We start from the raw sequence: 11,814 nt of genomic DNA on the forward strand, positions 1-11,814 counted from the left end.
ACCCCTCTGCCCGGACAGGCTGCACGCTCCCGACCGCCGCGACTGACTGAGCTCGTGCCTCCCGTGCGACCGGAACGAGTGAAGTATGCGCGCTGGTTGATGGGGCGGGGATAACATCACCCAAAATTCGTCAGGATGACGTGGGATAGTTGTCGGGCGTTGGGGGATAAGTCGCCAAATCGGCCAACGCCGGCGCCCGTCATCCTCACCAGCTCCGACCGCTTCGCGGCCACCTCTTCCATCAAGGAAGAGGAGGTGATGATGCCCTCCGCCTCGATTACCGCCCTCCTCTTCCTTGATGGAAGAGGTGCGCCGGACGCCAGTCCGGGGCGGAGCTGGTGACGGCCTCGCGCTAGCGTCTGGAGGTGCCCGCCAAAAAACGCAAATGGCCGGCGAATTGCTCCGCCGGCCATTGCATTGTGAATGCCCGAAAACGCTATTCGGTGATCGGGAAGCCGCGATCGCGCATGAGCGCCTGTACATCGGCATCGCGGCCGCGGAAGGCACGATAGGCCTCGGCCGGATCGACCGAATTGCGCGGAGCGAACAGGGTTTCGACCAGGCGACGCGAAGTCTCGGGGTCGTAATAGCTGCCAGCCTCTTCAAAGGCTTCGGCGGCATCGGCGGTCAGGACGTCGGCCCACATATAGCCGTAATACCCGGTCGCATAGCCTTCGCCCTCGAACACATGCCCGAATTGCGGGCTGCGGTGACGCATGACGATTTCATTCGGCATGCCGAGGCGTTCCAGGGTCTCACGCTCGAAGGTGTCGGGATCGCCGATCTCTTCGGGCGGGGTCATGTGATAGGCCATGTCCATCAGGGCGGAGGCGAGATATTCGCCGGTCGAGAAGCCCTGGTTGAAATTGGCCGCCGCACGGATACGGGCGATCAATTCCTGGGGCATCGGCTCGCCATCGACATTGACGAGATAATTATTGACCACCGGATCAGTCAAAAGCCAGCGCTCGAGCAATTGCGACTGGAATTCGGTGAAATCGCGCACGCCGCCATTCAGGCTTGGATAGACGACATTCGAGGACAGGCCATGCAGGGCGTGGCCGAACTCGTGGAAGAAGGTGGTCGCATCATCCCAGGAGACCAGGACCGGCTGACCCGGTGCCGGCTCGACGAAGTTTGAATTATTCGTCGCCAGGACATTGGTCTGGCCGTCATAGGTGGTGTGGCCGCGGAAGCTGTTGGCCCAGGCGCCGGAGGATTTGCCAGTGCGGGAATAGGGGTCGAGATACCACAGGCCGACATTGGCGCCGGTCTCGCGGTCGGTGACTTCCCAGACGCGAACGGTGGGGTGCCAGACCGAAACCGTGCCCTCGGGCAGTTCGGAGAAGTTGAAGCCGAACAATTCGCCGGCGACGTAGAACATCCCCTCGCGCAGATTGTCGAGCTGGAGATACTGGCTGACTTCCTCGCTATCGAGATCATAGCGCTCGGCGCGCACTTTCTCGGCGTAATAGCGATAATCCCAGGGCTCGATGGTGATATTGGCGCCTTCGCTGTCGGCGAGGGCCTGCATGTCGGCGACTTCTTCATGGATACGCGCGACGGCGGCGGTCCACACACCTTCCATCAGCGCCATGGCGCGTTCCGGCGTGCCGGCCATGCGGTTCTCGAGGCGCCACTGGGCGTAATTCTCGTAACCGAGCAGCTCGACGCGTTCATCGCGCAGCGCCAGGATTTCCATGATCAGGGCGTTATTGTCGTACTCATCGCCATTATCGCCGCGATTGTAATAATCGCGCCAGACCTGTTCGCGCAGATCGCGCTCGTCGGAGAAGGTCAGGAAAGGGTCCATCGAGGAGCGCGTATTGGTGATGGCGTATTCGCCCTCATGATCGCGTGCTGTCGCTGCTGCAGCCGAAGCCTGGACGAAACCGTCCGGCAGGCCGGAAAGCTGGTCGGCGCTCAGGTAATGGACGTAGTTTTCCTCGTCGTGCAGGAGATTGGACGAGAAGGCCGTGTAGAGCTCGGACAGGCGCTGATCGATCGCGGCATAGCGGTCGGCGGCTTCGCCTTCCAGGGTCGCGCCATTGCGGGCGAACCCGTCATAGGTCAGCTGGACGAGGCGCTGCTGGTCGGGCCGCAGGCTTGCCATTTCCTCGCCTTCATAGACGGCGCGGACGCGCGCGAAGAGCGCGGCATTCTGGGTGATTTGCGAGCTGTATGCGGACAGGCGCGGGGCCATTTCGGCCTGGATGGCGCGGAATTCCGGCGTCGACATATTGGACGACCAGATGCCCCAATAGCGGAAGGCATTGCTGAGCGGCTCACCGGCCCGTTCCATAGCGACAATGGTGTTTTCGAAGCTGGCAGGTTCGGGATTGTTGGCGATGGCTTCGATCTCGGCGAGATTGAGCGCCATGCCTTCTTCGAGGGCTGGCTTGAGGTCATCCAGGCTCGCAGTGTCGAAATTCGGCACGCCGCCGAATGGACCGGTCCATTCCGCAAGCAACGGGTTGGTGGACATGACAGTCTCCGTTGTTTCGGTGGCCTCGGTCGTCTCGGTGGAGCCGGACGCAGCGGTGTCCGTCGCCGGGGTGCAGGCCGCCGCAAACAGGGCGGCAGTACTCACTGTAATCATCATCAGATGACGCATGGTAGATCCTCTCGGGTCAATTGTTTGCGGCGAACCTATCGCTTCCGCGCATGGCTGGAAAATTAAGAATTCACCATCTTGATCGTCGTCGCCGCTTGATCATGCGCGCGGTGCAGACGATGGTCCTGCCGACCCTGACCGGACCGGAGGCGTTGAAATGCGGATCATTGCCATCATGCTGGTCGCAACGATCACCCTGATCTTGATGTGGGGCGTGTGGCGCCAGCCCGCAAGCCTGACGCCCGCACCGGACCTGGTCCTGCGCGCCGTCGAACGGGTTGCGACGGGGGAGGGGCCCTGGTTGGTCGGCGTGCAGCCCTGGCTTGACCAGACCCACTATCACAGCGCCTCGGCGCTGCATCACCGACTCGCGGCATATCTCGCTGAAATAGCCGATGAAATCGACGCCAATGAGGGCTCGGTCATCGTATTCCCGGAACATGTCGGGACCTGGCTGGTTGCCGCCGGGGCGCCGCGTTCCGCCTTCACAGCCGAGACCATAGCTGCCGCAATGACCGCGCTGGTCGCCGCCAATCCGCTACGCTTTGCCGCAGCCTGGCTCGGCTCGAGCGAGGATGACCGGATGGCGGCGGCGATCTTCCGCATGCGCGCCGATGCCATGGCGCGCGACTACCAGGCCGTGTTTTCCGCCCTGGCCGCCGAATATCGCGTCACCATCGCGGCCGGCTCGATTGTCCTGCCCGAGCCGCGGGTCGAAAACGGTGTGCTGCTGGCCGGCGAGGGCCCGCTTTATAACACCGCTGCCGTCTTCCACCCCGATGGCTCGATCGATCCGCAACTGGTGCGCAAATCCCACCCGATTCCTGGCGAAACGCCCTTCACCGCCAGCTGGCCCGCGCAGAACCTGCCGGTGTTCGACACGCCGTCGGGACGGATGGCCGTGCTGATCTGTGCCGATAGCTGGCATCCCGACCTGTATGACAGCGTCCGGGCGCTCGATGCCGCGATCATCGCGGTGCCGGCCTTCCTCCAGCCGTCAAATGTCTGGGATGCGCCATGGGGTGGCTATACCACCGGCTGGCCCGATGATGCCGATCGCAATGATGCCGGACGGCTTACCGAAGGCGAGGCCTGGCAGCGCTATGCCCTGGCCGGGCGGCTACGCTCCGGCGCTGCCGGCTTCGGCATGACCGCCTATCTGCGCGGCCAGTTGTGGGATCTCGGTTCGGACGGCACCAATATCGCGATCGCCGGTGAAACCGTCTTTGTCAGCGACGGGCTCGACGGCGCGGCGCTGACCCTTTTGCCGCTGCACACGGCCGGCGATTGAAGCGAAACCGTCAGTCCGCTGCGAGCGCGGCCTCGACCTCCAGAACGGCGCGTTCGGCGGCCTGCAGCGCGCCTTCGAAATAGCCGTAATACTGTGTCGCTGTCTCGGTGCCGGCGACATGGATCGCACCGATCGGCTGGCGCAAATCCATCCCCAGAGAGGTCCATACGCCCGGCCCCATCAGGGCGGCGTAGCAACCGCGGGTATACTCCTCGGCGATCCAGTCCTGGTCGACATAATCGATCGGATCGAGCGCTTTCTCGCCGAAGAAACGGGCAAAGGCGCCCAGCACCGCCGCCTTTCGCTCGGCCGGGTCGCGGCCGGACCATTGGCGGGCATGATCACCCTCAATGAAGCCCAGCAGCAGGCCCGCACGCTTGCCGGCCTCGCTATTGTCGAAGGTCACACGGACTTCCAGATCGGGCCCGACCGCCTGGCCAGCCAGCCCGCCCTCGCGCCAGAAGGGCGTCTCGTACTGGGCGATGCACTTGATGCAGGCGCCGGGCGGCATGCGCTGCCACAGCGCCGCACGCCGCGAGGGCAGGACCGGGTCATAGCGCAGGCGCACCGCCTGGTTTGGCGGCAGGGCCATGATGGCGCGGCGGGCCCTGAACTGGCCTTGTGCTGTCATGACGGTCACGCCGGTATCGCTCCAGGCGATGGTCTCGACGGGATGGCTCAGCTTGACGCGATCGCCCATCCGCTCGGCCAGGCGGTGTGCCACGCCCGCCATATCGCCGTGGACCCGGTCTTGCTGCGCGCCGCCGGTCGTGGCGAGAAGATTGTCGAGGGAGGTTCCGGCACGGGCGTAGAAGAGCGCGTGCAGCAGCGAGACTTCGTGCGGTTCAGCGGTGAAGACCGCGCCGATCCCGACCGCGAAAATATGGAAGGCCTGGCGGGTGAAGGCCCGTTTCTCCATCCATTGCCCGACGGTCTGATGATCCCACTCCCTGGCTTTTGGATGAGCCCACGGCCTGGCCGGGTCGAGCTCGGCGGCCATGGCGTCAAAACGCGTCATCATCAGATGCACATTGACCAGGACATGCGGCGCCAGTTTCGGGATGGTGCCGGTATAGCGGCCGGGTTTGTCGCGGTTGAGAATCAGCCGGTCGCCCGTGTCCCAGAGCGGATAGGTCGTCATGCCGAGAGCGGCGATCAGCGCATAGAGCCGGTCCTGGCCCGGCCCGACCCACTGTCCGCCGAGATCAGCAGTGTCGCCATTGGCGAAGCTGTGGGCCAGGGCCCGGCCGCCGACCCGGTCGCGCGCCTCCAGCAGGACAACATCATGGCGGTCCATGAGCAGGTCCGCTGCACGCAGGCCAGACAGACCGGCCCCGATGATGATAACGTCATGGGTATGTGCTGTCGTCATGTCTCGCTCCCCCGGGGCGGCAGGCTAGCACGCCCGAGCGGCCCGATACGAGCCCGGGAATATTGATCCGTTTACCTGACGCTAACCCTTTCGCCGTGCTGTCGCCGTAATCCCTGCTGATAAGCTGGGCTCTGTTTTTAGCGACCGGAGGTCTCACATGCGCATCCTTGCCGCCACCATCGCCGCACTGTCCGTCTGCTTCCTGGCCCCCGCCCATGCGCAGGACCCGGATTACGGACAACCCAGCGATTATTCCGAGCCTGTCGACACCTATTCCCAGGATGAACTGACCGAGGCCGTGAGCGATTTCTTTGGCGTCACCGCTGAAGCCGCAGCCAGCCTGATGGAGCGTATTTTCTCCGATCTCGGACGTCCGGTCGGCTATATCGCCGGTGAGGAAGTGTCGGGCGCGGTCGGGATCGGCCTGCGCTATGGCGAGGGTTATCTCACCATGAAGAATGGTGTGCGCGAAAAGGTCTACTGGCGCGGTCCTTCGGTGGGCTGGGATGCGGGTGGCAATGCCAGCCGTGTCTTCGTGCTGGTCTATAATCTCGACGATCCGGCCCTGTTATTCCAGCGCTTTCCGGGCGTTGAAGGCACGGCCTATCTGGTCGCCGGCATGGGCGTGAATTATCAGCGCGCCGACGATATCACCCTGGCGCCAATCCGTTCCGGTGTCGGCCTGCGCGCCGGCGCCAATGTCGGCTATCTGGCCTATACGCGCCGCCGCGCCTGGTTGCCTTTCTAGTGAAGATACGCCCCTGCGAGCCAGAGGATTATGCCGGTGTCGATGCCCTGCTTCGAAGCGCCTTTCCCGAACCGGGCGAGGCGCGGCTGGCGGTCGCCTTGCGCGCGGCAGATGCCGACACACTGGAGCTCGTCGCAGAGCTCGACGGCAGGATTGCGGGGGTGACGATGTTCTCCCCGGCGATGGCGAAGCCGGGCGATGGCCGTGAAATCCCCGGACTCGGACTTGGGCCGGTCGCGGTCCTCCCCGGTTATCAGAACCGCGGTATTGGCGCGGCCCTGATCGAGGCCGGGCTGGACTTTATCCGCACGCTGGGGCCGGGCTATTGCATCGTCCTGGGCGATCCGGGCTTCTATTTCCGTTTTGGTTTCGAGCCGGCCCCCGCGCTTGACCTGCATTGGGCCGACGACCCGGACGACAAGACCGGCAATGCCTTCCAGGTGCTCGCGCTCAATGGCGCATCGCATCTGCCGCGCGGCACCCGGATCGAATACCATCCTGCCTTCGATGGTGTTTGAACCTATTCGCTGGCGTGGATCGGCTGGTGATCAAAACTCAGCACGCGGGACATCCGCCAGGCATCGCCCTCGAGCCGCCAGAGTGTGGTGAAGCCGGCACGGCCGGTCAGCTCAGGTTCGGCGCCGGGGCGCACAATGCTGAACATGTGTTCGCCGCTCTGCACCGCGCCATAGAGCACGCCATTATCGTAGAGTGGGTGCAGGACAAGCGAACCGGCCACCAGGGTCCGGGTGACGTGGTAGTCGGGGCCGCAAATATTGCGGTCAATGCTGTCAATGAAGGCGGCGCGGCCCAGGGTGACGCCGCCGATATCGTGGTAGAATTCGAGATCCTCGCTGGTCAGCGCGGCCATCAATTCGAGGTCGCAGCCATTATAGCCAAGCTCAAAGACCTGGCGGTCGAGTTCGGCGAAGCGGGCATCGAGCTCCGTGTCGGCCGGCTCTCCGGCCCAGGCAGGCGCTGCCGCCAGCATGATCAGACATAGTCCTGCTCTCAGGTTTGACATCAAAAATTCCCATTCTTCGTGACAATGGGGACATTCAGATGGTGTGGGGGATCGTCCGGCAAGCGGGAATGCCGGTGAAGCGATCCCGCACTACCCTGGCGGGTCATTGCGCGATAGTGTGAATGCAAACATGGGGCTGGCCACAGCCGAGGGGAGATCGACATGACCGAAGGCAGTACAATGAGTGGGCTGATCCTGCTGATCGGAATTGGTGCGCTCTTCATTCTGATGCTGGCCCGCCAGATCCCCTTTCAGATCATCGGGCGCGTCATGGCGCCGATCTTCCGGCCGATCGGCAAACTGTTTGGTTTGAAGGCCATTACGCGCGCCGGTCCCGGCTCGGTACGTCCGGCTCATATGGGGCCGAGCGCCTGGGCTGCGCTTTCACGCGCGGCGCGCTCGCAGACGGAAACCGAAAAGGCGCTGGGCGCCGATTTCTCGCATGAGGATGCCCATCTCAAGCGCAATGGCTTCCTGTTCCACTGGACCGGGGTCAAGGTCGGCTATATCCGCACGCCCGGTGAGCTCACACTCGATGTGGCCGAGGATTATTACCGGCAGGGCGCGACATTCCTCAATGGCCGGGTCAAGATTTCCGCCAATCCGCAAAATCTCTATGAGGATGAGGAAGGCGCGGTCATCGCCGAGTATTTCCCCGCTGATGCCGGTTGTCTCTATCTGCTCAACGAGATGCGCAAGACGATCAATTCCAATGTCCGCAAGCTGACTGTCGTCTTCTCGACCATTATCGCGATCGTGCTGATCATCAACCTGCTCTATAATGATGGCAGTCTGATCGCCCTGGCCGGGCCGATGTCGCTGGGGCCGCTCACCATGAGTGCGACCGATCTCAGCCAGGCCGCCTTTGCGGCGCTGTCGACGATTGGCGGCGCGTTCGCGATGTGGATCATCTATTTCATGGAATACGTGCCGTATCAGCGCAATAATTTCCGCGAATTATCCAATTTCGTCACCCGCTATCTCGCCCGGCTCAACGATCATTTTCGCACCGCTGAAGGCCAGGCCAAATCGGTCACCGTGGGCCAGGAAAAGGATGCGGCGAAATTTTCGCACTCGGCGCGGATGTGGCACACCAATGTGCTGTGGATCGCGCAGCGGATCTTCTTTATCGAAACCTTCGTTCGCAACATCATGTTCCAGATGCTGCGAAATTCCGGCTATTACCTGGTCTTCGTGCCGCTGCTCTTCACGGTCGTGCTGGCCGGGCTCAACCTCGCCCTGATCGAGTGGACCGGCTTTGACGCCGGCGCCCGCCTGGCGGATCTGGGCGTTATTTTCCTGATCCTGTTTGTCGTGCTGGTGAGCATTTATGCCGGCTTCCTGCGCCGTTCCATGGCCAGTATTGACGAGATCAACCAGGATGAATGGATCGGTTTTGACAGCCTGTTGCTGGAGCATGTGCTTGGCGAAATCGTCGGCAAATATGCCGAGGATGTCGGCTATTGGAAAAACCGTATTGGCGGCAGTTTCTGACCGCTGGTGTCAGCCGATCTTCGCATGGTCGCCCTCGCACAGGGCGTGGTCTGAAAGGGTCTCGATGACGCGGCACTGATCAACCTCGCCATGGGCGCAGTGGTCGAGCATGCGCGCCAGCTCCACCCGTACCGCTTCCAGCCCGGCGATGCGCCGCTCGACTTCGGCCAATTGCCGGCTGGCAATCGCGTCGGCGCGTTCGCAGGACTGGTTGGGCCGGTCGGAGAGATCCTGCAGCGCGCGCAAATCATCGAGCCCGAAGCCGAGCGCCCGCCCATGACGGATGAAACGCAGGCGTTCGACATCGGCCTTGTCATAGCGCCGCTGCCCACCTTCTGACCGCGGTGGTTCCGCCAGCAGACCGATGGTCTCGTAATAGCGGATGGTCGGGACCTTGACCCCGCTGGCCCGCGACAGCTTTCCGATCGACAAGTCTGACATTTCTGCTTGAACCTCTAGTGACTAGAGAGATTAGGCTGTGCCGGAACTGATTTGCAAGGGATGAGGCATATGGCGGGAAGTTGCTGCGGCGAAGCCAAGGAATTCGATGGCATGAGCGCCGGATTCAAGCGCGCTCTGATCGCCGTGATCATCATCAATGCCGCGATGTTTGTGGTCGAAATGCTGGCCGGTGCCGCGGCGCAGTCCCAGGCCCTGAAAGCCGATGCGCTTGATTTCTTCGCGGACGCGGCGACCTATGGTCTCTCGCTCTGGGTGATCGGAAAGCCGCCGAGCTGGCGCGCCAATGCGGCGTTGATCAAGGCGGGCAGCCTGTTTGTGATGGGCGCGGCCATCCTGGTGCTGGCGCTCTATCGCGCCGTCTTCGTGGCCCAGCCGGTCGCGGAATTGATGGGCGGTATCGCCCTGCTGGCGCTGGCAGCCAATGTGATCAGCGTGCTGATCCTGATGCGCTGGCGTGATGGCGACGCAAATGTGCGCTCAGTCTGGCTGTGCTCGCGCAATGATGCGATCGGCAATATCGCGGTCTTCGTGTCCGCCGGCGTGGTCTGGCTGACCCATAGCCATTGGCCCGACATCATCGTCGCCCTGGGCATGGCCGGTCTCTTCCTCAGCTCGGCCTTCCAGATCCTGATCCAGGCGCGGCGCGAACTCCGTCAGAAGCAGGCTTGAGCCTGCGCTAGCGGTGCTCGCCGGTCGAAAAGACCGAGCCGAGAAGGTCGTCCGGATTATTGTGTTCGTGACGATGATTATAGGGCCGGTCTGCCGATGGCGCGGGCTGGGGAGCGGAACAACTGGTGCAACCCGAGGCAATCCGCTCGCGGACGGCGGCGAGCTGGAGCGAGAGGTCATGGAAACGATCCTGGCCCTCATGCCAGAGCTGGGCCGTGTCCTGGCAGCGCGCTTCCTCGAACCGGTTTTCCTCCAGACAGCGATTATAGGTGCGGCAGGAGGCCGTTGCGAAGCGGTAGGACCCGTCCAGATCGGTTTCGAACGCCGCGATCAATTCCTGTGTCCGGGTGTCGGCGACACTGACCGACCGGCCGGGCTCGACGCGGATGGCTTCGCGATAGCGGTGGATTTCCTCCAGCATGCCCAGGCGTTGCTCCGCCAGGCCGGCGACCTGGCACATATTGGTGGCCGGCTCGACCGTATCCGCGATGCGATGCGGCGGGGCCGGGTGGGAATGCGGCGGGACGCCACTGGGCGCCTGGGTCGTCGCACAGGCCGACAAGCTGGTCGCGGCGGCCAGGAATAGTGTAAATTTTCTCATGGGCTTCATATCCTTCCTGAGACCGGATCAATCAGTCTGACGGGCGCGCGCCGCAACGGGTTGGCCGTCATCCAGCGTCGCCTGGTAGCAGCCTGGCTGGTTGAGTTCATGTCCGTTTTCGCGCCGCGCTTCATCAACGCGCTGCTGCCAGGCGAGATAAAAACGATCCCCCGAGGCCTCGGCCTCGCGCAGCAACGCTTGCGAGATTCGCGTCCAGCGCTCGGCGGGCGTGCCGCTGGTGCTGGCGAACTCGCGGCGCAGACGGATCGCCCTGGCATGGCCGAGATCGGCCGCGCGACGCAGATAACTGTCGGCACGCTCCGGACTCTCGATCAGACCGCACAGGCGGTAGCTGCCCTGGACCGTGCCGGTCCCGTAGATCAGGGCGAGATTGAAATTGGCGCCGCCATTGCCGCGCTCGGCGGCGGTGTCGAGCCATTCCATGGCCGAATCGATGCTCTGAATGACGCCCAGCCCGGTCGCGAACATGATGCCCATCAAATTCTGCGAATCGGCATCGCGGGCATTGATCGCCGCGTGACAGATCAGCGTCACGGTTTCCTGCGAGGTGAGGGCACCGGTCTGGTCATAGCCCATCTCACGCTGAAAATCCCGGACCGAGCGCCGGGTCACCGGCCCATAGGAGCCGTCGACCGGGCCGGAATAGAAGCCGAGCGCGGCGAGGGCACGCTGGCGGGCTATCAATTGAATGATATCGCCTGTGCTATCGGGCTGGCCGGCACCATAGGCAATGCGCGCCAGGCTGTCGGCATCACTGGGGCAGGAATACTGCAGTACCGCGGTCTGCAGCCGCTGCTGGGCGGCCAGTGTCGCCTGCACGCCGCTTTGCGACCCGGCATGAAGTGACCGGTTCCAGGCATCGCGGGCCTGCTCCATCTGGTCCATCGCCTGGTAGGCATCGCCAATATTCAGCCAGCAGCGCGCCAGTTCCGGCGCCATCCGGCGGGCGTCCTCGCTATTGAACGGGGCCGGGCAGATCCGCTCACCGGGCGTGCCGAAGAAGCGTGACCGTGAGCCATAGCGCGGCGCAACATAGGTCCGGGGGTAGTCGGTCGTCACCGGACCGGTTCCAAACGACAGCGGCAACGTGCTGGCGGTCCCGGCTGGATCCCCGTAGACGACGCTCCCCGGATAGCCGGTATCGCTGCCAGGCTCACCCGCCGGCCGGTCCTGATAGGGCCGGTCTTGATAAGGCGTGTCCTGATACGGGCTGTCCCGGTAGGAATAGAAATTGTCAGGGGTGTAGTCTGGCGTGATGCGGGCCGGACCGTCGGGCGCGGGCGGGGTCTCGCGTCCAAACGGCCACCACCAGCGCTGTTCGCCACTATCGGCACAGGTCTGGACCGCACAATAGCCGGCACGATAGGCGCGCGAATGGGTAAAGCCGAGGATCGCCACCAATCCGATCACGACCAGAATCGTTGCCGCGGCTTGTGTCAGCAGGGCTGTTACCCGATCCATCATCTATACACACCACCAGCGCCGTCTCTGACAGCGTCGAGTTTCAGTTAACGACTA

General features: G+C 63.3%; 11 protein-coding genes. 5 read left to right on the top strand and 6 right to left on the bottom strand.

Going from position 1 to position 11,814, the window contains the following annotated elements; genetic code table 11:
- Positions 1–436: 436 nt before the first annotated feature.
- Positions 437–2,614, bottom strand: coding sequence for a M3 family metallopeptidase (locus tag ACN0YJ_RS03715; protein ID WP_417478718.1), 2,178 nt, complete (start codon positions 2,612–2,614; stop codon positions 437–439).
- A 157-nt stretch (positions 2,615–2,771) separates the two neighbouring features.
- Here ACN0YJ_RS03715 and ACN0YJ_RS03720 point away from each other — a divergent pair, with 157 nt between their 5' ends.
- The gene (locus ACN0YJ_RS03720; RefSeq protein ID WP_417495383.1) at positions 2,772–3,905 is read left to right on the top strand and encodes a nitrilase-related carbon-nitrogen hydrolase; all 1,134 of its coding nucleotides are present in this window, start codon (positions 2,772–2,774) and stop codon (positions 3,903–3,905) included.
- 10 nt (positions 3,906–3,915) lie between these two features.
- Here the strand turns inward: ACN0YJ_RS03720 and ACN0YJ_RS03725 are convergent, their stop codons facing one another.
- Positions 3,916–5,277, bottom strand: a complete 1,362-nt coding sequence (locus tag ACN0YJ_RS03725) for a flavin monoamine oxidase family protein (protein WP_417495384.1) — start codon at positions 5,275–5,277, stop codon at positions 3,916–3,918.
- Positions 5,278–5,434: 157 nt separating this feature from the next.
- On the opposite strand from ACN0YJ_RS03725, the gene ACN0YJ_RS03730 reads away from it, so the two are divergent.
- Both ACN0YJ_RS03730 and ACN0YJ_RS03735 read left to right on the top strand, forming a co-directional pair.
- Positions 5,435–6,025 carry a DUF1134 domain-containing protein gene (locus tag ACN0YJ_RS03730; RefSeq protein WP_417495385.1) on the top strand — a complete coding sequence of 197 codons (591 nt, stop codon included), beginning with the start codon at positions 5,435–5,437 and terminating at the stop codon, positions 6,023–6,025.
- On the top strand, positions 6,025–6,543 hold the full coding sequence (locus ACN0YJ_RS03735; RefSeq protein WP_417495386.1) for a GNAT family N-acetyltransferase: 519 nt from the start codon (positions 6,025–6,027) through the stop codon (positions 6,541–6,543). Before ACN0YJ_RS03730 ends, ACN0YJ_RS03735 begins: the two co-directional genes overlap by 1 nt.
- 2 nt (positions 6,544–6,545) lie before the next feature.
- On the opposite strand, the gene ACN0YJ_RS03740 is transcribed toward ACN0YJ_RS03735, so the two are convergent.
- The gene (locus ACN0YJ_RS03740; protein ID WP_417478723.1) at positions 6,546–7,049 is read right to left on the bottom strand and encodes a nuclear transport factor 2 family protein; all 504 of its coding nucleotides are present in this window, start codon (positions 7,047–7,049) and stop codon (positions 6,546–6,548) included.
- Positions 7,050–7,211: 162 nt separating this feature from the next.
- Here ACN0YJ_RS03740 and ACN0YJ_RS03745 point away from each other — a divergent pair, with 162 nt between their 5' ends.
- Positions 7,212–8,543, top strand: a complete 1,332-nt coding sequence (locus tag ACN0YJ_RS03745) for a hypothetical protein (RefSeq protein ID WP_417478724.1) — start codon at positions 7,212–7,214, stop codon at positions 8,541–8,543.
- 9 nt (positions 8,544–8,552) lie between these two features.
- Here the strand turns inward: ACN0YJ_RS03745 and ACN0YJ_RS03750 are convergent, their stop codons facing one another.
- Positions 8,553–8,984: a MerR family transcriptional regulator gene (locus tag ACN0YJ_RS03750; protein WP_417489852.1), complete on the bottom strand. Its 432-nt coding sequence runs from the start codon at positions 8,982–8,984 to the stop codon at positions 8,553–8,555.
- A 69-nt stretch (positions 8,985–9,053) separates the two neighbouring features.
- Between ACN0YJ_RS03750 and ACN0YJ_RS03755 the strand changes: the two genes are divergently transcribed.
- Positions 9,054–9,674, top strand: a complete 621-nt coding sequence (locus ACN0YJ_RS03755) for a cation transporter (RefSeq protein WP_417495387.1) — start codon at positions 9,054–9,056, stop codon at positions 9,672–9,674.
- Between the two features lie 7 nt (positions 9,675–9,681).
- Here the strand turns inward: ACN0YJ_RS03755 and ACN0YJ_RS03760 are convergent, their stop codons facing one another.
- Positions 9,682–10,275 carry a hypothetical protein gene (locus tag ACN0YJ_RS03760; RefSeq protein ID WP_417495388.1) on the bottom strand — a complete coding sequence of 198 codons (594 nt, stop codon included), beginning with the start codon at positions 10,273–10,275 and terminating at the stop codon, positions 9,682–9,684.
- Between the two features lie 27 nt (positions 10,276–10,302).
- A complete protein-coding gene (locus tag ACN0YJ_RS03765; RefSeq protein WP_417495389.1) occupies positions 10,303–11,760 on the bottom strand; it encodes a peptidoglycan-binding protein in 1,458 nt (485 codons plus the stop codon).
- Between the last annotated feature and the right edge of the window lie 54 nt (positions 11,761–11,814).

It is taken from the genome of Maricaulis sp. (assembly GCF_048270095.1).
Taxonomy (GTDB): domain Bacteria; phylum Pseudomonadota; class Alphaproteobacteria; order Caulobacterales; family Maricaulaceae; genus Maricaulis.